Origin of the sequence: Ferdinandcohnia jepli (assembly GCF_047246645.1) — a bacterium.
Classification (GTDB): Bacteria; Bacillota; Bacilli; order Bacillales; family Bacillaceae_L; genus Ferdinandcohnia.
The window spans coordinates 91,747-111,824 of sequence record NZ_JBFOKR010000009.1 but is presented as its reverse complement, the minus strand read 5'-3'; the positions used below and the strand labels follow the sequence as shown (position 1 = coordinate 111,824).

26 protein-coding genes are annotated in these 20,078 nt (G+C 34.2%); 16 read left to right on the top strand and 10 right to left on the bottom strand.

The features are described 5' to 3' along the window. Positions 1-97: 97 nt before the first annotated feature. On the top strand, positions 98-1,270 hold the full coding sequence (gene iadA / locus AB3M96_RS11245; RefSeq protein WP_412967702.1) for a beta-aspartyl-peptidase: 1,173 nt from the start codon (positions 98-100) through the stop codon (positions 1,268-1,270). 23 nt (positions 1,271-1,293) lie between these two features. Here iadA and AB3M96_RS11240 read toward each other — a convergent pair whose 3' ends face one another. Continuing rightward, positions 1,294-1,527 carry a hypothetical protein gene (locus tag AB3M96_RS11240; RefSeq protein ID WP_412967701.1) on the bottom strand — a complete coding sequence of 78 codons (234 nt, stop codon included), beginning with the start codon at positions 1,525-1,527 and terminating at the stop codon, positions 1,294-1,296. Between the two features lie 250 nt (positions 1,528-1,777). Here AB3M96_RS11240 and ilvA point away from each other — a divergent pair, with 250 nt between their 5' ends. The 3 genes from ilvA to AB3M96_RS11225 all read left to right on the top strand — a co-directional run bounded on the left by ilvA (position 1,778) and on the right by AB3M96_RS11225 (position 4,473). Beyond that, complete coding sequence (ilvA, locus tag AB3M96_RS11235) at positions 1,778-3,046, top strand: threonine ammonia-lyase IlvA (protein WP_412967700.1); 1,269 nt, start codon at positions 1,778-1,780, stop codon at positions 3,044-3,046. Positions 3,047-3,139: 93 nt separating this feature from the next. Next, positions 3,140-3,391, top strand: coding sequence for a DUF2535 family protein (locus AB3M96_RS11230; RefSeq protein WP_412967699.1), 252 nt, complete (start codon positions 3,140-3,142; stop codon positions 3,389-3,391). Between the two features lie 239 nt (positions 3,392-3,630). Further along, positions 3,631-4,473: a DegV family protein gene (locus tag AB3M96_RS11225; RefSeq protein ID WP_412967698.1), complete on the top strand. Its 843-nt coding sequence runs from the start codon at positions 3,631-3,633 to the stop codon at positions 4,471-4,473. 100 nt (positions 4,474-4,573) lie between these two features. Here AB3M96_RS11225 and AB3M96_RS11220 read toward each other — a convergent pair whose 3' ends face one another. From AB3M96_RS11220 to AB3M96_RS11210, 3 genes are all read right to left on the bottom strand, one after another. Further along, on the bottom strand, positions 4,574-4,834 hold the full coding sequence (locus tag AB3M96_RS11220) for a hypothetical protein (protein WP_412967697.1): 261 nt from the start codon (positions 4,832-4,834) through the stop codon (positions 4,574-4,576). 135 nt (positions 4,835-4,969) lie between these two features. Then, positions 4,970-5,257 (bottom strand): hypothetical protein, encoded by a 288-nt coding sequence (locus AB3M96_RS11215; protein ID WP_412967696.1) that lies wholly within the window; start codon positions 5,255-5,257, stop codon positions 4,970-4,972. Positions 5,258-5,283: 26 nt separating this feature from the next. After that, complete coding sequence (locus AB3M96_RS11210; protein WP_412967695.1) at positions 5,284-6,507, bottom strand: MFS transporter; 1,224 nt, start codon at positions 6,505-6,507, stop codon at positions 5,284-5,286. A 416-nt stretch (positions 6,508-6,923) separates the two neighbouring features. Between AB3M96_RS11210 and AB3M96_RS11205 the strand changes: the two genes are divergently transcribed. The 5 genes from AB3M96_RS11205 to cysC are packed head-to-tail and all read left to right on the top strand — an operon-like array spanning position 6,924 to position 10,754. Next, a complete protein-coding gene (locus AB3M96_RS11205; protein WP_412967694.1) occupies positions 6,924-7,694 on the top strand; it encodes a phosphosulfolactate synthase in 771 nt (256 codons plus the stop codon). Continuing rightward, the gene (locus AB3M96_RS11200; protein ID WP_412967693.1) at positions 7,676-8,266 is read left to right on the top strand and encodes a histidine phosphatase family protein; all 591 of its coding nucleotides are present in this window, start codon (positions 7,676-7,678) and stop codon (positions 8,264-8,266) included. The genes AB3M96_RS11205 and AB3M96_RS11200 overlap by 19 nt, the downstream gene beginning before the upstream one ends. After that, positions 8,217-8,954 carry a phosphoadenylyl-sulfate reductase gene (locus tag AB3M96_RS11195; RefSeq protein WP_412967692.1) on the top strand — a complete coding sequence of 246 codons (738 nt, stop codon included), beginning with the start codon at positions 8,217-8,219 and terminating at the stop codon, positions 8,952-8,954. The genes AB3M96_RS11200 and AB3M96_RS11195 overlap by 50 nt, the downstream gene beginning before the upstream one ends. A 25-nt stretch (positions 8,955-8,979) precedes the next feature. Next, positions 8,980-10,143, top strand: a complete 1,164-nt coding sequence (gene sat / locus AB3M96_RS11190; RefSeq protein ID WP_412967691.1) for a sulfate adenylyltransferase — start codon at positions 8,980-8,982, stop codon at positions 10,141-10,143. Between the two features lie 11 nt (positions 10,144-10,154). Then, positions 10,155-10,754, top strand: coding sequence for an adenylyl-sulfate kinase (cysC, locus tag AB3M96_RS11185; RefSeq protein WP_412967690.1), 600 nt, complete (start codon positions 10,155-10,157; stop codon positions 10,752-10,754). Between the two features lie 35 nt (positions 10,755-10,789). Here cysC and AB3M96_RS11180 read toward each other — a convergent pair whose 3' ends face one another. Next, complete coding sequence (locus AB3M96_RS11180; RefSeq protein ID WP_412967689.1) at positions 10,790-11,410, bottom strand: YitT family protein; 621 nt, start codon at positions 11,408-11,410, stop codon at positions 10,790-10,792. 199 nt (positions 11,411-11,609) lie between these two features. Here AB3M96_RS11180 and AB3M96_RS11175 point away from each other — a divergent pair, with 199 nt between their 5' ends. Then, positions 11,610-12,191, top strand: coding sequence for an SCO family protein (locus AB3M96_RS11175; protein ID WP_412967813.1), 582 nt, complete (start codon positions 11,610-11,612; stop codon positions 12,189-12,191). 91 nt (positions 12,192-12,282) lie between these two features. On the opposite strand, the gene AB3M96_RS11170 is transcribed toward AB3M96_RS11175, so the two are convergent. Both AB3M96_RS11170 and AB3M96_RS11165 read right to left on the bottom strand, forming a co-directional pair. Next, positions 12,283-12,435 (bottom strand): hypothetical protein, encoded by a 153-nt coding sequence (locus AB3M96_RS11170; RefSeq protein ID WP_412967688.1) that lies wholly within the window; start codon positions 12,433-12,435, stop codon positions 12,283-12,285. Beyond that, positions 12,425-13,549, bottom strand: a complete 1,125-nt coding sequence (locus AB3M96_RS11165; RefSeq protein ID WP_412967687.1) for an MGDG synthase family glycosyltransferase — start codon at positions 13,547-13,549, stop codon at positions 12,425-12,427. The genes AB3M96_RS11170 and AB3M96_RS11165 overlap by 11 nt, the downstream gene beginning before the upstream one ends. Positions 13,550-13,723: 174 nt before the next feature. Between AB3M96_RS11165 and AB3M96_RS11160 the strand changes: the two genes are divergently transcribed. The 4 genes from AB3M96_RS11160 (at position 13,724) to AB3M96_RS11145 (ending at position 16,765) form a co-directional block, all read left to right on the top strand. Then, entirely contained in the window at positions 13,724-14,281 is a 558-nt protein-coding gene (locus tag AB3M96_RS11160) for a YkoP family protein (protein WP_412967686.1), read from the top strand. Between the two features lie 69 nt (positions 14,282-14,350). Further along, on the top strand, positions 14,351-15,205 hold the full coding sequence (locus tag AB3M96_RS11155; RefSeq protein WP_412967685.1) for a metallophosphoesterase: 855 nt from the start codon (positions 14,351-14,353) through the stop codon (positions 15,203-15,205). A 170-nt stretch (positions 15,206-15,375) separates the two neighbouring features. Then, positions 15,376-16,155 (top strand): SGNH/GDSL hydrolase family protein, encoded by a 780-nt coding sequence (locus AB3M96_RS11150; protein WP_412967684.1) that lies wholly within the window; start codon positions 15,376-15,378, stop codon positions 16,153-16,155. A 28-nt stretch (positions 16,156-16,183) separates the two neighbouring features. Next, a complete protein-coding gene (locus AB3M96_RS11145; protein ID WP_412967683.1) occupies positions 16,184-16,765 on the top strand; it encodes a YpmS family protein in 582 nt (193 codons plus the stop codon). A gap of 123 nt (positions 16,766-16,888) precedes the next feature. On the opposite strand, the gene AB3M96_RS11140 is transcribed toward AB3M96_RS11145, so the two are convergent. Beyond that, positions 16,889-17,176 (bottom strand): hypothetical protein, encoded by a 288-nt coding sequence (locus tag AB3M96_RS11140; RefSeq protein ID WP_412967682.1) that lies wholly within the window; start codon positions 17,174-17,176, stop codon positions 16,889-16,891. Next, entirely contained in the window at positions 17,151-17,408 is a 258-nt protein-coding gene (locus tag AB3M96_RS11135) for a CGCGG family putative rSAM-modified RiPP protein (protein ID WP_412967681.1), read from the bottom strand. The genes AB3M96_RS11140 and AB3M96_RS11135 overlap by 26 nt, the downstream gene beginning before the upstream one ends. A 215-nt stretch (positions 17,409-17,623) precedes the next feature. Here AB3M96_RS11135 and AB3M96_RS11130 point away from each other — a divergent pair, with 215 nt between their 5' ends. Next, complete coding sequence (locus AB3M96_RS11130; RefSeq protein ID WP_412967680.1) at positions 17,624-18,655, top strand: acyltransferase family protein; 1,032 nt, start codon at positions 17,624-17,626, stop codon at positions 18,653-18,655. A gap of 33 nt (positions 18,656-18,688) precedes the next feature. On the opposite strand, the gene AB3M96_RS11125 is transcribed toward AB3M96_RS11130, so the two are convergent. Next, entirely contained in the window at positions 18,689-18,943 is a 255-nt protein-coding gene (locus AB3M96_RS11125) for a DNA alkylation repair protein (protein ID WP_412967679.1), read from the bottom strand. A gap of 124 nt (positions 18,944-19,067) precedes the next feature. Here AB3M96_RS11125 and msrA point away from each other — a divergent pair, with 124 nt between their 5' ends. After that, complete coding sequence (gene msrA / locus AB3M96_RS11120; RefSeq protein ID WP_412967678.1) at positions 19,068-20,030, top strand: peptide-methionine (S)-S-oxide reductase MsrA; 963 nt, start codon at positions 19,068-19,070, stop codon at positions 20,028-20,030. Positions 20,031-20,078: the final 48 nt, after the last annotated feature.

Here is a 20,078-nt window from a genome sequence, read left to right as displayed (position 1 = left end):
AAAGTGATTTGTCAATTTATGAATGTAATATAACAAGGAGATTATAAATTTTTGTAGAATTAGTATATGGGGAAAACATCTTAGGGAGGCGAAATATGTGCTAACACTTTTAAAAAACGGTGAGGTTTATGGTCCTGAGTATCTTGGTAAAAAAGATATATTATTAGTAAATAATAAAATTGGATACATAGAAGATAAAATTGAAGTACCAAGTAATTTTATTGAAATTCAAATAATTGATGCTTCTGAAATGATAATTGTGCCTGGTTTCATTGATTCTCACGTCCACTTAACCGGTGGTGGTGGTGAAGGAAGCTATAGAACTAGAACACCAGAACTAAATTTAACGGATGCCACTCTATCGGGCATAACCACTTTAGTAGGGGTAATTGGAACTGACGGTACTACACGGACAATGGCTGGGTTACTAGCAAAGGCACGTGGTCTGGAGGAAGAAGGAGTTACTTGTTTTATTCATACAGGCTCCTATCAGACGCCTGTTAAAACTCTTACATCAAAAATAGAAGATGATTTAATCTTGATTGATAAAATTATTGGTGTTGGAGAAATTGCGATATCAGATCATCGTTCATCACAGCCAACAGTAGAGGAGATTGCTAAGATTGCTGCAGCTGCCAGAGTAGGGGGCATGCTTTCTGGTAAAGCGGGGATTGTTAACATCCACGTTGGAGATGGGGAAGGAAAATTATCTATTCTAGAAGAAATCGCAGAGAAAACTGAAATTCCGATTACCCAGTTTCACCCAACACATGTTAATCGAAATGAACGATTATTCGAGGCGGGAATTCAGTATGCCAAAAAAGGTGGTTATGTAGATTTTACAACTAGTTCTGTTCAGCGCTTTACTTCCAAGGGTGAAGTAAAATGTAGCACAGGATTGAAAATTATGTTGGAAAACGGTGTGCCGGTTGAACAAATTACTTTTACATCAGATGGGCAAGGAAGCCTTCCAGAATTCAATGAAAAGGGAGAGTTTATTGGACTTAAAGTCGGCAAAGTCAGCTCTCTTTACCAGGAAGTTAAGGATGCAATCCAAGTTGAAGGAATTGATATTGAAACTGCAATTAGAGTAATTACATCAAACCCTGCTACTATTTTAAAGCTATCTGATAAAGGCCAAATAAAAGAAGGAATGGATGCTGACATTGTACTCGTAAATAAAGATTCCTTAGATATAATTAAGGTGTTTGCAAAAGGGCAGTTGATGGTAGATAACGGGGAAGCACTTGTAAAAGGTACTTTTGAATAATAAGAAAACAGGGTAGCCTTGAGCTACCCTGTAATACTTTCATATAAATTTAGCTCTTCAAGCATTTTTGTAAATTCATTTGGATTACAAAACTCCTCTGGCTGCCAGTTAGCTTTTATCCAGGATATTAACTCTTTTGCGCTATTAAATACTTCTCCGCTTGTATCAGCCTTACGAATCATATACCGTCCATTATCATCATCTACTGTGATTTCACATGGAGATGCACTATCCAAAGAACATATTGAATATTCCATACATTCACCTCTCAATCTGAATTTTTCTCTAAAGCACTTCAAATCGGTATTATCGAAAGGTCACCAATTTGGAATTGATTGTAGTTTTAATGTATGCAGTCGGAAGCGATTTCATCATAAATGGACAAAGAAAAAGTAATAAAATATTTAGAAAATTCACTTCATAAACAGAAAATTCATGTTATAATGTACAAATTAAATACTTTATCACTGTGATGTGTGGAAATACTGAGAGGGGATATGGGTCCAAATGGCAAACAGGGTTAAGCAAAAAAATGGAATCCAGGTTGAGGATATCATTAAGGCAAATCAAACATTGAAGGATGTAATAATCCATACACCTTTGCAAAGAAATGAACTTCTATCGGAGAGGTATGAATGCAATTTATATATTAAGAGAGAAGATCTCCAAATTGTCCGTTCATTTAAAATAAGGGGAGCCTACAATCGTATAAAAAATCTTACAGAGAAGGAATTACATAGCGGAGTAGTTTGTGCTAGCGCTGGAAACCATGCACAAGGAGTAGCGTTTTCATGCTTTGCCTTAAAAATTAAAGGTAAGATATTTATGCCAACAACAACACCCAGACAAAAGGTTTCGCAAGTTGAGTCTTTTGGAAGGGATTATGTAGAAATTATTTTAGCTGGGGATACGTTTGATGATTCGTACCAGTATGCTGTAGAGTGCTGTGAGAAAGAAAATCGAACTTTTATACACCCCTTTGATGATGAAGATGTAATCGCTGGGCAAGGTACAGTGGCAGTAGAAATCTTAAATGATTGTACCGAACCAATTGATTATCTCTTTGCAAGTATTGGTGGAGGGGGGTTAGTATCAGGAATTGGTACATATATGAAAAGCATATCCCCTTTTACAAATATTATTGGTGTGGAGCCACAGGGTGCGTCAGGAATGAAGGCTTCCTTCGAAAATGGATATGTAACTACGTTACCTGAGATCGATAAATTTGTTGATGGAGCTGCCGTAAAAACGGTAGGAGAAAAAACATTTGCAATTAGTCATGAGTTACTGGATGATATCGTTGTTGTTCCTGAAGGTAAGGTTTGTACAACAATTTTGGACCTCTACAATGAAAATGCAATAGTTGCTGAACCTGCAGGAGCACTTTCTCTTGCAGCATTGGATCTATATAAAGATAAATTAAAAGGTAAAACAGTCGTTTGCGTATTAAGTGGAGGCAATAACGACATAAGTCGAATGCAAGAGATAAAAGAACGTTCAATGATGTATGAAGGTCTGCAGTATTATTTTATTGTAAACTTTCCTCAACGTGCTGGGGCGCTCAGAGAATTTTTATTAGATGTACTTGGCCCGACAGATGATATAAATCGTTTCGAGTATACGAAGAAAAACAATAAGGATAATGGTCCTGCACTAGTAGGGATAGAATTAAAATCAAGGGAAGATTATCAACCATTGCTTAATCGAATGATTAAAAAAGGATTTCCTTTTACTGAGGTTAACAAAGAAAGTAACCTGTTCAGTTTGCTAATTTGAATTGAAAGTCGACTTTCTACAAATTTAGATACACACTTCACACCCAGAATAATGTATAATATAAGAAACGGGTAAAAAAAGAGGATTGATAGTTTGCTATTCAAAAGCCTAGAGTTCAAAAATGTAAATGGACATAAGGTTAAAATTATTGAGATTCCAGTACTAGTAGAAAACAATACGTACTACTTTATGCTCGATATTCGTTTAAAAACATTTGTTTCGAACATTTTAGTGCAAAAAAGTCCAAACCCAATATACTCTTTTAAGGAATACTTAAAAAGCGTGTTAAAGTGGACTGATTATGAACAATTATTCCAAGTAGATCAGTTAAAACATAATGCATAGTTTTACCTTGAGTCGATTCAAAATAAGATCGACTCTTTTTATTTGTGTAAAATTAATAGAAAAAATATACAGGAAAAGTACCTGAATAAGCTGTAATTGTGGCAAACTTTTGTCTAAACTTAAAAAAGTGGACAAAATATACACTTTTTTTTATAAGTATGACAGTTGTCACTTTACGTTTATATATATAGGAAAGTTATAATAATAAAATATAGCATTAAAATAGGAAGTGAAAAATGATGACAAGTGTAAAAATTGTAACAGACTCTACAGCAGATTTTTCAGACCAAGAAATACAGGAACTAGGTATTCATGTAGTCCCACTTTCAATTACGGTAAATGGTGAAACCTATCTTGATAAAGTTGATATAACACAAAATGAATTTTTAGAAAAAATGAGACAATCTCCAGAATTACCAAAGAGTTCGCAGCCGGCAGTTGGCCACTTTGTTGAGCTTTATAATCAGTTGGGTAGTGACGGGAGTGAGGTTATTTCTATACACATGACGGGTGGTATGAGTGGTACTGTGACATCCGCCGAAAACGCTGCTCAAATTTCAGATGCAAAGGTTACAGTAATTGATTCAAGATACATTTCAAGAGCGCTTGCCTTTCAGGTTGTAGAAGCTGCAACAATGGCAAAAGATGGACAATCTGTAGAGGCTATCGTAAAACGCCTTAATGAAATCCGTGAACATACAACATTGTTTGTAACAGTTGATACATTAGAAAACCTTGTTAAAGGTGGGAGAATAGGACGTGGAAAGGCCCTTATTGGTTCCCTCTTAAATATTAAGCCGATTGCATCCCTTCAAGATGGCGTTTACACTCCAGTTTCAAAGGTAAGAAGTCATGCTCAAATCGTTAAATATTTGAGTAAGCAATTTGCAGAAGATGCAAATGGGAAAACAATAAAAGGCGTTGGTATTGCACAAGTAGACGCAGTAGAACTAGCAACAAACTTGAAAACTGCAATCGAGCAACTAACAGGTTTTAAAGATACTTTAATCGTTGAAACAACACCAGTAATCAGTACTCACACCGGACCAGGTGCCATTGGATTCATGTATTGGGTTGAGTAAGTAGACGATAAAAAGTTTGAACTAATGATGTTCAGTTATAGCTTAATTGTAAATGAAAAGAGTTGATCCAAGTCTAAAACAAGGGTCAACTCTTTTTTGATTACCAAAATAACAAACCACCGATTGCTAAACCAGTTATAAATGCTAATGGAATTGCGTAAGGACGATATCCATAGCCACCACCATAATAACCTCCCCAATAACCTAGACCAAACCCACCTAGTGAACGAGGGCCTGATGGTTCAATGTAGACATTTCTTCGGGTTACGCGGACAATTCTCCCGGAATGTCTGTTTCCATCTCTACATCGAATATTAACTACACGTCCTTGATAACGACAGCATTGATCATAAATGTTCATGTGAATCCCCCTATGAATTCATTTCACTGATAGTTTATGTAAAGTTGACAAGTGCGCTTGTACTCTTGTCTTAGGGGATTTACACCAACTTCACAAAAAGCGTTGAAAATAAAATAGGCATCGAAATCGATGCCCTTACTTATCTTTTGATTCTTCATCAGCTAATTCTAGTTTTTCTCCTCCAACTGCTATATAAGACATAATATCTAGATCAGGTTTAGCCTTTGCCATGCCATGAATATATGGTTGAATTACATCTTTGAAATCTTTACTTACTCCCGCATCCTCACAATGTCCATACACATACATTTTCTTATCATCAAAAAAGAATGAAACATAGCCAACAGCCTTTTGCTCTTGATTCACCACATTTAAAATTTGACATTGTTCTTTTACAACCTCTGGAGATACAAAAATTTGCAAGGAAACTCCTCCTAATTCAATATATTTTACGTAAATTGTAGTTTTTCAAATAATGAGTCATTTGAATCCTCACTTGGTTTTTTCTTTTTAACACGTATGAGCAGCATGCACAATAAGCCAACGGCTAATGTTAGTGAGGCAGTTGTTAAGAACATTCCAGCTCTGGACCATGACATCATCCAACCATACACGGGTGGACCAATCGCAACACCTAAGAATCGAACTGATCCATATAAAGAAGTTACAAATCCACGTTTTTCAGTTGACACAGATCCTGTAATAAAGCTATTTATACAAGGCAGAACTAACCCTGTTCCTATACTACTAATAACTAGAACTGCAATAAAAGGAACCAGGCTTTCAAACAGTACAAGTGTTGAAAAAGAAATTGTCATTAATATAAGTCCAATAACAATCAGCTTTTTCATAAGTGGCATCTTTTTTCCGATTTTACTCCCTGTTATATATGATGTTGTTGTCATAAATAATAAAGGAATTGCCAAGATTGCTCCTTTTAGTACACCATCTGTATTATAGGTTTTTTCAAGAACATCAGATAAATAAAAGAGAATACCAAATAACGTAAAGAGGCAGGTTGCTCCTGCTAGATAAGCAGTAAATAACCACCGGCCTTCATGTTTAAAAACTGAAAATAACCCTTTTATATATTGTTTAACAGGTGGTGGTTCTTTTTTATGTTTCTTTTCCTTAACAAAGAAAATTGTTAATAAAACAGAGATTGCACAAAAAATAGGGAATGCATAAAATGCAGCATACCAAAACAATAGGGCTAAAAGTGATCCAATAATCGGCGAGATAACCTTACCAAACCCATTAGAAGCCTCTACTAACCCTAATACTCTACTTTGTTTCGCCCCTTTGAATAAGTCTCCTGTTAATGCCATTGCAATTGGTGCTGTACCAGCAGCACCTATACCTTGCATAACCCGACCAGCCATAATCCACATATATGGATTTGCAAACCAAGTAGAAGCAAGTCCAGCAATTAATCCCCCTGAACCGTATAAAATTAGAGCAGGAATTATTACTGCTTTCCTTGAAAAGCGATCGGAGAAATAACCTAATACAGGTATTGAAATCGCCGCTGCAACTGAGAATACGGTAATGACAAGGCTTACCTGAAATTGGCTAATATTAAGTTCTTTTTGCATCTGAGGCAACACTGGAATTAACATCGAGTTACCTAACACAAGGATGAGCGGTATAGAGCCAATTGCAACTATTGTCATTGCTGAATTTTTTTGACTGGACAAGTTTCTGCAACTCCTTATAGTGCGTGTTCAAAGCATTGTATCAAGATTGCTTGAACATCCTCTTATTCAAATTTTTATTTCGCTTTACTATTTTTTCTAGTAACTATGAAGGCTATGCGAGTAATGTGTTGTAAGTAATTCCCAATTAGGAAAACCCTTTAGAAAAGCCCATTATATACACCATTTACCTATTTTTGAATAACATATCAACTGTAAAGAAGACTAGGTAAAAGTGTATAAACTTACTCTAGAAGGTAAATCAGATTTTAAGGAATACCTTTGTACATGTGCTTACCATTACAAGAAATAGTCGAAGATAACCTGACATAGCAAACTCTCACGTAAGAGGATCGTTTTTTCCTCTTGCTAACAATAAAAGGAGGAAAAAGCTTATGGACTTTTTGAACGTCCCATTTCGTACTAAAGGGAAGCGAAGCTTTGGTATAACGTCAATTGCTGATTTCGGTACGCCTTTAGGTCAATTAGAACAGTACCTACATGATTATCATCAATATATAGACATTGCTAAAATTGGTATTGGTTCAGCTTATGTTACCCCAAATTTAAAAGAAAAAATAAATTTATATAAAAAATACAGTGTGATTCCATATTGTGGAGGAACTTTATTTGAAAAATGCTATGTACAAGATAAGGTAGATGAATACTGCGAAAGCTTGAAGGAATTAGGTATAGAATGGATTGAAATTTCAAATGGAACAGTAGACATTCCACTTAAGAAGAGATTGTCATTAATTAAGAAATGCAAAAGTTATTTTAATGTTATTGCTGAGGTTGGGTCAAAGGATCAGGATAATGAAATGCCGTTAACTGAATGGGAAAATGAGATCAATTTGCTCTTAGCTGCTGGTTGTAAGTATGTCATTACAGAAGGTAGAGATTCAGGTACTGCTGGTATTTATAATCGGTCAGGAAAAGTAAACATGGATTTAATTAACCAAATTTCAACAAATATAGATGTAACAAAACTAATATTTGAGGCGCCTACACCTAAACAACAGATGTTTTTTATTAATCAATTTGGAGCAAATGTTAATTTAGGAAATGTTAAGCTGCAGGATGTGCTTGTGTTAGAAGCACAGCGCCATGGATTAAGAAGTGAGACATTTTTTATGGGGGAGACAACATGCAACTTACCCTTATAAGACATCTTCCTACCCCTTGGAACGAAAAAGGTATTCTGCAAGGGAAAAAAGATATCTTAATTAATAATCTGAATAAGGCTAGCACACAGGAGATAAGTGCAAACAAACAATTTCTCAAACATAAGAGTCCATTTTCTCTTGTGTTAGTCAGCACATTAAAAAGAACACACCAAACAGCAATGGCCTATGACTTTGATTACTTTCAAATTGAACCTTTACTGGATGAGCTCGATTTTGGGAAATTTGAAGGAAAAGAAAAAAGATGTTTAATTGAAGAACATGGAGAAAAATGGCTTAATACCCCACGTGACCTAATCTTAGGCGAAAGTTTACTCCATCTTGAAAAAAGAGTTATTCGCTTTATTGAAAAATATCGAAACTATGATTCCTTATTGGTTTTCGGGCACGGCTCTTGGATAAGAGCATGCGTTTCCTATTACCGTTATGGGACCATTAATAATATGAATCAAATGGTAGTTAAAAATAATCAATTACTTTCAGTTAATGTTGATAATGTTGATAATGTTGGAAACAGGGAGGAGGAAGTTCAGATTGGTCACGATTACTTATGATACTTGGACCGAGGAAAAGTTTAACGAGGTATGCAATGGTAATAAAGATTACTTTGATATTCTAAAGTGGGCATATTCTTCATTTAAGGAAGAAGATCTTGTATACGCATGTAGTTTCGGGGCTGAAGGAGTAGTACTAACAGATTTAATATACAAGATAAATAAACATGCAAGAATTGTATTCTTAGATACGGGCCTACATTTTAAAGAAACTTATAGTCTTATTGATAAGATGAAAGAAAAATACCCTACCTTACAAATTGAAAATAAAAAACCAAAGTTAGACCTGAAGGAACAAGCAAACAAACATGGTGAAGAGCTTTGGAAAACAAATCCTAATCTTTGCTGCCAGATTCGAAAAATAGAGCCATTAAAGGAAGCCTTAACCGGTAAAAAGGCATGGATTTCTGGTTTGAGAAGAGAGCAGGGGGCTACCCGAAGGAATACTGAGTACATTAATAAAGATGAGAAGTTTAAAAATATTAAAATCTGTCCTCTTATCCACTGGACTTGGGATGATATATGGTCATATATAAAGCTTAACAATCTCCCTTATAATGAATTGCATGATAACCATTATCCTAGCATTGGCTGCGCACCTTGTACGAATCAGGTGCTCAATGGCGACTTCCGTTCAGGAAGATGGTCGAATTCAGATAAAACAGAATGCGGCATTCATTTAAAATGACATACGTACGCAAAGTAAACACACAATGGAGGTTTTTGTAGTGACATTAAGCAAACCACATGGTGGTAGATTAATTAATCGTTTTGACTCAAGTGTTGACTATGAACAAATTGACCTGGAAATTGAACTAAGTAATATGGAATTAAGTGACTTGGAACTACTTGCAGTAGGTGCATATAGTCCTCTTGAGGGTTTTGTTGGAAAAGAAGACTATGAATCTATTCTGCAGTCTATGAGACTTGTAAACGGATTGCCTTGGTCACTTCCAATAACATTAGCTGTTGAAAAGAACATGGCCAAAAAAATAACAATTGGCGATAAAGTGAAGCTAGCAAAAGATGGTGAAGTATACGGAGTTATTGAGGTAACTGAAAAATATGTTCCTAACAAGGAAATTGAAGCATTCAAAGTGTATAAAACAACAGAAGATGCACATCCAGGTGTTAAAAAACTATATGAAAGACCGAGTGTCTATCTTGCAGGTCCGATTTATTTAGTAAAGCGTCCCAAAAAGGATTCCTTTGAAAAATTTTATCTGGACCCAATTGAAACAAGGAAAATATTTGAACGGCTGGGGTGGAAAAAAGTAGTTGGATTCCAAACAAGAAATCCTGTTCATCGAGCTCATGAATACATTCAAAAGTCGGCTTTAGAGATTGTGGATGGGTTATTTCTTAATCCACTTGTAGGTGAAACGAAAAATGATGATATTCCTAGTGATATAAGAATGGAAAGCTATATGGTATTACTTGATAAATATTATCCGAAAAGTAGAGTATTTCTGTCTGTATTCCCAGCAGCAATGAGGTATGCAGGTCCAAGAGAAGCAATCTTCCATGCAATAGTCAGGAAGAATTATGGCTGTACACACTTTATTGTGGGACGTGATCATGCTGGTGTAGGAAATTATTATGGTACCTACGACTCTCAAGAAATCTTTAATAACTTTACTGATGATGAACTTGGAATAACCCCTTTATTTTTTGAGCATAGCTTCTTTTGTAAAAAATGTGGAAATATGGCTTCCTCTAAAACATGTCCTCATAATGCAGAAGACCATGTCATTTTATCAGGTACAAAAGTACGTGAAATGCTTAAAACAGGTAAAAAACCTCCGCAGGAATTTAGTAGGCCAGAAGTGGTAGATGTCTTGATTAAAGGAATGGTGGAAGAATATTCTAAGATATAAAGGTGGTAAAAATGGACGATAATCAACACATTATTTGGCATAACTCAACTATATCAAAAATTGACCGACAACAAAGAAACAACCATAAAAGCTGCGTTATTTGGTTTACTGGTTTATCAGGTTCTGGTAAATCTTCATTAGCAAATGCTCTAGATAAAGAGTTATTTCAACGAAATGTTCAAAGCTATGTTTTAGATGGTGATAATATACGTCACGGTTTAAATGCAGGTTTAGGTTTTAGCAAAGAAGATCGAAAAGAAAATATCAGAAGAATTGGAGAAGTATCAAAGTTATTTGTAGACAGTGGTCAGATTGTAACGACTGCTTTCATCTCTCCTTATCGTGAGGATAGGGAGCAGGTGCGTTCTTTGTTTCCGAAAGGAGAATTCATTGAAGTCTACGTCAAATGCCCTATAAATGTCTGTGAAAATCGTGATCCAAAGGGTTTATATAAACGAGCAAGAAGTGGAGAGATAGCTGAATTTACTGGTATAAGCTCTCCATATGAGGAACCTAGTAATCCTGAATTAGTGATTGAAACTGATAGGTTGTTAATTACTGAATCAGTTTATAAAATTGTAAATTATTTAAAACAGCAAGGCATCCTTTAAGGTAAGAAAGTGTAATAGCTTTCTTACTTACATACTTACTTCTTTCTCCATCCAAGTGATGGCCCCATTAAAAATGAGGGTGCACGTAAATGATAGATAAAGTCTATCAAATTAGTGGATATCGTTTGGCATAATATCGCATAAAAAACAATTTTAAAATCAATCACTGTTGCTGTTAAAAGAAAGATGAAGAAGTTTAACCAAAGCATAACTTTACCAGGGGACCAATCATTATATTGTGCAATCATTAACGTTGGTATGACCATTCCTCCACTTGATGAACCACTGCGGATTAAGAGTCCTACACCAACCCCAAATATCAAGCTTCCAAATAGCAAGTCCAATAAAAAATTAGTTGGTACTAAAGATGTATATGGGGTTAGTAAACTTATGGTAACAGAGGTTACTGTTACAGATATCATAGTTCTGACAGTCCAGGTAAATCCAAAATATTTTAATGCCAAAACAAGAAAGGAAAAGTTAACGATCCATAATGAAAGACCTAAAGGTAAATGTACCCAATGATTCATCAAGATAGCTAAGCCCGCAGCACCACCAGAAGGAATGTTATGAGGAAATAAAAATAAGGACATAGCGAACCCTTGAAGAATTGCTCCAAATATTATACAAAAATAAGTGATAACTTTTTTAGTCATTTAAGTAAATGACCTTTCTTATATATTTATAGAAACTATACATCGTATCTTTCCCCCCATAAAACATCTCCTTGTCCAGTTTATGTTGACAAGCTGTTTAATATGTTCGAAAAGTTTTCATAGTTTTAAGTTGTAACTAGTAGAGTTTTTCATTACAATTAATAATTGAATGATATTTTTACTATAAAACCATTTGAAGGTGAATAACTTGAAAAAACTACATATTGTAATACTTTTTAGCCTTATTTTTGTGTTATCTGCATGTGGAAATAAAGGGATAGATAATCCCCTGAATTATAAGGTTTCAGACTTCTCTTATGTAAATCAAGAAGGTGAAAAATTTACGTTGAAGGATTTAGAAGGGAAGGTTTGGATTGCTGATTTAATTTTTACGAACTGTGATACTGTTTGTCCACCTATGACTGCGCATATGGCTAAACTCCAGGCGATGGTTAAAGAAGAAGAACTAGATGTTGAGTTTGTTTCTTTCTCTGTAGACCCTGAGGTTGACACACCTGAGATGTTAAAAGAATACGCACAGCAATTCGACGCAGACTTTTCCAATTGGCATCTTTTAACCGGCTATACCCAAGAGGAAATAAAAAAGTTTGCACAAGAAAGCTTTAAAACATTAGCTGAAAAACCTGAAAATCAAGATCAAGTCCTCCATGGAATTAATTTTTACCTTGTAGATCAAAATGGTGTTGTCTTAAAGGATTATAATGGTGTTGAAAATACACCATATGAACAAATTATTGAGGATATTAAAAAGGTTCAATAAAAAATGGATTCCATAGTGGAGTCCATTTTTTGCTTTGATGTTTACGGGTTCTTTTAAAAAGACATGTTGCCCTAACGGAAAGTATAGTTTTCTAATCGTCAGCCATCTCAGCGCCATCTTCAACAATGGTCTCTAGTTCCTTCCAAAATAATTCATGACTGGTAAACGTCATACAGTTATTGGAGATTTGTTCTGGAAATTCATTTTCTTGTTCCTCATGTTTTTTCTTTTTCTCAAGATCCATAATAAGAGCTCCTTTCACTAAAAATCTTGTGTACAATGTGACCGGGTGAAATAGGGGTTAGATAGTTGTGAAATTCTTCTATATTTTTATAGATTTGCTTAACATGTTTAATCTCATTGAAGATTAGATTTTCAAAATGCTTTATTTCTTTCCAGTTTGGCAATTTTACTGCTAATCCCATTTTTAAAAGCTCCTGTAGATTAATTTCCTCTTGTCCGGGTAGAGCATGATAAATAAAAATTGGGATTTGTTTTGTTAAACATTCGCTAATAGTTACTCCACCAGGTTTAGTAATTACTAGGTCAGTTTTTTCATATAACTGATTCATTTCCTTTCGTGATGAAATATAGGGCAATGGAGTAATTCGTGGGTGTTGAAGTTTTTCAAGCTTTCTAAGAAGACGTTCGTTTTTGCCGCACAAAATATAAAACGTGATTTTATTTGTGGTAAGTAATAGATTTATTAACTCTTCAATAGCACCAACACCTAGACTTCCCCCCATTATAGTGCATGTCAAAGTTTCTGGGGAATGCACTTTACGCTTTTTACTTTTCCTAAGTATGGGATGGACCGGAATTCCAGTTACAAAAATTTTTTCCTCAGACACTCCTTTTTGAATTAAGAATGTTTTCATTTTTTGGTGAGCAACAAAATGATAATCAATATGTTGCAGCCCCCAAAAAGTATGTATAAAGAAGTCAGTATACACGTTTATGACTGGGATACGTAGTCCATTCTTTTCTTTTAATTTGTTAAGCATATATGAGGGTAAAGCATGTGAACATACAATTAAATGCGGTTTTGTTTCAAACAGTAACCTGTTTACAAAACCTATAAATAATAATTCATAGAGGCGGTAGTTTTTAGTTTTATCTATGTCTTTCATTACGGATTTTTTATAAAGCCAACTATATATATTTGGAAACAAATGAATCCATTTAATATAAACTTTGGATACAAGAGCTTCTATTCTTCCATATGAATAGTCAAGAATATCAATTTTCTCGCAAGTTAGCGAGGGATCTAAGTCACGCAAGGTATCGATAATTGCATCTGCAACCTGATGATGACCCGAAGGCAGTTGTAGAAAAGGCATAAATAGAACCTTCTTCATATAAAATCTCCTTATATAGTTAGCTTTCTCCTTATTTTCAATTTGGAATGCTATTTTTATACAACACAATGCTATTATCTTTTTTCCTTACTTTCCCAATATAATTTTTTGCTAATTTACAGAAAATGTAGATGAAGATTTGTAAAAGGAGAGTTCGTGTAAATGCTCGCAAGAATGAAAACTTATGTTATTACAATATGGACTATATTAGATCCGATTTATTATTTTTTTACACGCTTAACATATGTTGACCAAGCTAGTTCGAATATTTTGCGGGTTAGACTAACTCGCTATAAAGGAAGGTCTTGCACCCTAGCAGATGGAACAAACATTAGTAGAAATGACCTTTTAATAAAAATTCATTTACATAATGTTACTTTGTTACGTGAAATTACTGGTTTAGAAGGAGAAACCACAAAGGCAAGATTGATTTACCACCAAGTCAAGAGTTCCTTACCTAGTTTGGCACGCTACTTATATAATCACCCCCAGGAAAGTGATATCAAAGGTATTATTGGTATAACAGCATTGAACAAAGGTTGCCGCAGATTAGGATTTGAGCCAGTTCCCATCTCTAATCGCATTTATCTACTATTTAAACAAATTGTTTTTATACCAATGTATTGTATTTCTGTATCAAATCTAACTAGAAAAAATTTGCAAAGACAGCCTAAATATTTATTCATGTCTAAGAGTAAATTATATGAATTATACTTAAAGCAACTAGAGTAATCCATTCATTACCACTATCTTTCCTTACTCAATTTACTATAATGAGGAGAGGAAAAGGTGGTGTTTTTTATGGAAATTGTACTATTACTAGTGGCAATACTAGTTTCCTATTTTCTCTATAGAGCAAATAAAAACACGTATGCAGTGACAATCAATAAAATCTCTGTTAGTGAAATGTTACAATCAAACTCCCAACCTCAGACTAATAAAATGAATGTTCTACATCTCTCTGACTTACATTTAGAGAATTTATCTATATCTCCAGAAGAACTGTTTAAACAAGTAAAGAATGAAAAGATAGATTTAATTGCAGTGACAGGTGATTTTTTAGATCGTAAACGTAGTATTCCGAAACTATTACCATATTTAGAAGTTTTTAAAAAAATAGCTCCTACATTTGGGACATTTGCTGTTTTTGGAAATCATGATTACGTCTTAAAAGGTGAAAATTTTCAAAAGCTAAAAAAGGTGTTAAATGAAAACGGCTGTAAGACACTCCAAAATCAAAATGAAACAGTATTTTTCAACGGACACAGACTTAATATTATTGGAATCGATGATTTTAGTACCAAAAGAAGTAATTTAGGAGAATCCTATTCTAGTATCCAGGATGGATACAATTTAGTTTTAACTCATGATCCCAACTTAGTCTTGCACATGGAAGAGTTTCATTTTGATTATTTATTATCTGGTCATTTCCATGGTGGTCAAATTTGTTACCCAAAACCTTATCATCTAGTTAAAATGGGGAAGCTTGTTAGAATGAACATGATTAAAGGATTCCATATCCATCATGGAAAGCCATTTTATATTAACGAAGGTCTTGGCCAAACAGGTGTCAATATTCGCGTTCGAAGTAACCCGGAAATAACAATACACGAATTACCTATTTCTGATGCTAAAGTTGAAAAACAAGTAATATAAAGTGAAAGACGTCATATTTGACGTCTTTTTCGACTTTTTCATTCATAAACTATTAAGTCTAAAAAAAGAAACAAGTTGTGAATAGGCTAATTGAATAATACCGACATATGCTATAATACAAACCTATAGACTTTTAAAAAGTGAGTTTTATAGAAAAGTAGGTGAGGAATATGAAGAAACTACTTATGATATTTTTAATTATTGGCTTATTAGTAGGCTGTTCAACACATTCTGCAACAGGTTCAGGTTCAGTAATTGAGAATCAAACAAGCTTGCAACCAAAGAAACAGATACCAGAGGATTTTATAGCACGAGAGATTAATATAGCTTCTATCGGTGATTCACTTACAGAAGGAATTGGTGACGAATCAAAGCAAGGCGGCTATACAAAATTTCTTAAAGAAGGTTTACTTGAACAAAGAGATATAAAATCGGTTACACTGAACAATTATGGGGTTAAAGGCCATAAAACAACAGATCTCTTGAACCGTCTAGATAATGAGGATGTTCAGGAAGGCTTAAAAGCAGCGGATATTATTATTATTACTATTGGTGGCAATGATATAATGAAAATTGTAAAAGATAATTTGTTCGATTTAACGCTGCAGGTATTTCAACAAGAACAAGCTAAATATGAGACCAGGTTGCATAAAGTATTGGAGAAAATTAGACAAGTCAACTCTGATGGTGAAATAGTATTAGTTGGTTTATATAATCCATTTGGGTGGTTCCTTGATCTTTCTCTTGAATTAAACACAATAATTGAAAATTGGAATGAAGGAAGCCAGAATGTGCTTTCAGAATTCTCTAATACAAAGTTTGTAATGGTTGACGACATATTTATTGGTTCAGAGCAAAATCTACTGGCAAGTGATGATTTTCATCCTAACGAAAAAGGATATGAGTTAATAAGTGAGAGAATACTTGAAGCCATTATGAACGAGGAATAAAAATATTCCTTAGTACAGGGGGCTCTTTATGAAATTCAAAACAAACTGGAAACTGTTATTTATCAGTCTTCTAGCAATAAATCTTGTCTGTCTTATTGTTTTTTTAGGGATGTTATTTATACCAAATAAAACAGCAGAAATTGATGAGAATATTGAAGAGCAAGACTATATAGATTTACTCGTCGAAACAGATAAAGACGACCTAACGAATCTAATTAATAGCTATTTAAAAAAAGAAGCTAAAGATAACGCCTTATCATACAAGGTCTTATTAACGGAACGTGTGATGCTCGTTGGAACAATTACTGTATTTAATAAGGATATTGACTTGGTTATGACTTTTAGACCAGAGGTTATTGAAAATGGTGATTTATTGTTAAAACAAGAAGCTTTTACAGTAGGTCAAGTAGACCTGCCAGTAACATTTGTACTTCGGTATATAAATGATTATTACAATCTGCCAGAATGGGTACAAATCGATGCAAAAAAACAAAATATCTATGTGTATCTCTCAGAAATGAAAGTGAAAAGCGATATGAAAGTCAGAGTAAAAACGTTTAATCTGAGTTCAAATGACTTGAAGTTTACATTGCAAGTACCAACCAAATAAGTAAAAAATCCCCCTAAAGGTATCGATTAGGGGGATTTACAATGTGAATTAACTAGCATCGAATAGTCGTTGACGCAAGGTGACTATGGACTCACAATTAAGTGAACTTGTGACATTGAGTCTTTAGTAAGGAAAGTAAATCTGGATAACTTTAGTACTTGTTTCAGATAGTTTGTAAAAATTGCGGAAATCAGATGAGACCTCAATCTCGTCGGGGAGTAACAAAGATAGTAACTCTACACAACCTTTCATAAAGACAAGCTGTTTACTTTTATGTAATAGCTCAGTAAAGAAAAAACCATCTCTCTTATATAACATTTCATCCTCATACCAATTAATAATTACCTGTTGATTTCGGTGTTGTAAAAGCTGATTAAGGTTTTCTCTATTTCTTCCAGACTCTAAAAACATAGCCACCACATCCACATTGATCGATATATTTATACGAAACTTGTTTTTTGTATTTTTTGATGATTGGTTCTGCCATATACATACTAGGGTTACCGAAGCAAGCAGGTGTAACTAGGTTTACGTAAAAACCGGATAGTGTTTCATCAATCGCTTTTAGTCCGTCTTCAATGACTAATTCAATATTCTCTTCATAATCTCCATGTTCTAAATCAATAGACCAATCTTTTGGCATATTACATCCCCCCAGGTTAAGTATAGAGGGTTCAAAACAATAATGTGATGAAATATATCACAACTTTACATATATTTCACTTACGTTAAGATTTTTCAGTATAATTACATCTTGGTATTTTTAAGTGATAAGATGTTTACAAATCAAAAACATCCGTATAAAATAACTCCTTCGATGTTATAATGCAATAACAATCACCTGATGGGGGTTTTATTATGGGAAAGAAGAGAGAGTATTATTTTGATAATGCTAAATTTATCTTAATATTACTAGTTGTCTTTGGGCATTTTATACAACCTTTTATACATGAGAACAAGTGGATTATGACAATATACCATTTTGTGTATTCTTTTCATATGCCAGCATTTATATTAGTTGCAGGTTATTTTGCAAAAGGATTTAAAAAAGAAGGATATATAAAAAAGACTGCTAAGAAGCTATTAATTCCATATTTAATATTTCAGCTAATTTATACAATTTATTATTACTTTCTTTATAGTGGTGAGCGAATATTATTTGAGCCATTTAATCCACAGTGGTCATTATGGTTCCTTATTAGTCTATTTTGTTGGAATCTAATGCTATATGTTTATACTAAGCTACCAATTAAATGGTCTATTTCAATAGCTGTTTTAGTTGGAATAGCGGTCGGTTATTTACCGTTTATCAATAATTACATGAGCCTGTCTCGGACATTTGTGTTCTTTCCGCTTTTTTTAGTAGGGTATTTTATTAAAAGAGAACATTTTTCATTTGTTAAACGACAATCAATTCAGGTAGGATCATGGATATTGCTGCTAGGAATTTTTATTGCCTATTATTTTATACCTGAATTTAATACAGGATGGTTACTAGGCTCAAAACCATATGAAAGTCTAACAGAGGAGAATATTGGCGGGATAATCAGATTAGGAATCTATTTTGTCTCATTTCTTACAACATTTAGTTTCTTTTCAATACTTCCTGAAAGGCAATTCTTTTTTACTAACTGGGGTACACACACATTATACGTGTATTTACTACACGGATTTGTTATAAAGTACTTTAGAAATAGTGAATTGTTAGACGTGATAAAAGATACTGGGAGCTTTAGCATACTTATATTCGCAACATTGGTTTTAACAATATTCTTATCGACAACAATAATAAGGGCTATCTCCCAGCCGTTGGTTGAATTGAGAATATCAATTATAAAGAAGTCAATATTATCCTTTTTTAATTTTAAGCAAAGGGGCTTTAGGTATTAAATTGCCTAAAGCCTTTTTTGCTTTAATGGCTTACTATTCTTTTTTAACCCTGATTTTCTGTGCCCTCTTAACGAATAGACGTTCATCCTCTATAAGTCCACACACGCCACATTGTACTTTATACTCTGGTCCACGGTATGGTACATGGAAAGGGTCAAGGTTATCTGTGTATTCTTGTATGATTTCTCCATTTTGAGGATCCACCTTAACAGCTTTAGCTACCTGTTCAATAATATTGAATCGTGTTCGATTTGACTTACAGTTTGGACATAAGTATGGTTCACTCATAATTACACCTCCTATTTCCTACTGTTTCCTTTTTTGCTAGTTATTATGAGCGGAATGATTGGAACCATTTGAAGAAGTGATATAATAATGTAATTAACCAAGTTGAATTGAAAGGATGGATTACATGGGAAATTTACAGACGAACTATGAAAAGGCTACGTTTGCGGGTGGGTGCTTTTGGTGTATGGTAAAGCCTTTTGATGAACAACCAGGTATCATCGAGGTTGTTTCAGGTTATACCGGAGGAACTACTGAGAATCCAACCTATGAAGAGGTATGTTCTGACGCAACTGGTCACTATGAAGCAGTCCAAATTACATACGACCCTGAGGTTTTTCCTTACGAAAAGTTAGTAGAGCTGTTTTGGCAGCAAATAGATCCAACTGATGAGGGTGGACAATTTTATGACAGAGGACATTCATATAAAACTGCCATTTTTTATCATTCTGAAGAGCAAAGAAAAGTTGCGATGGAATCAAAACAAAAATTAGCAGACAGCGGTATTTTTTCAAAGCCGATAGTTACTGAAATAGTGCCGGCTAAGGAATTTTATCGTGCAGAGGAATACCACCAGGATTATTATAAGAAAAAGCCTGAACACTATAAGCGTTATCGTAAAGGTTCTGGAAGAGATACCTTCATACGAAACCATTGGGCTGGAAGAGAGTTTGAAGAGGCAAAGAAACAGTTGTCACCAATGCAATATAGAGTTACACAGGAAAATGGTACAGAACCACCGTTTCAAAATGAATTTTGGAACAACATGAAAGAGGGAATATACGTAGATGTTGTTTCAGGTAAGCCGTTATTTAGTTCAAAGGATCAGTACGATGCTGGATGTGGATGGCCTAGTTTTACAAAAGCAATTGACGCTGAAGAGATAGTGGAGGAGCTTGATACATCACATGGAATGATTCGCACTGAGGTTAGAAGTAATACAGCCGATTCACATTTAGGTCACTTATTTTATGATGGGCCGGGACCAACAAGAATGCGTTATTGTATTAATTCAGCGGCTCTGAGATTTATCCCCAAAGAAAGTCTAGAAAAAGAGGGATATGGAGAGTATGTAAAGCTTTTTGATTAATTTAACCAAAGTGATTTCCAAGTTGTATCTTAATAGCAAATATTTACT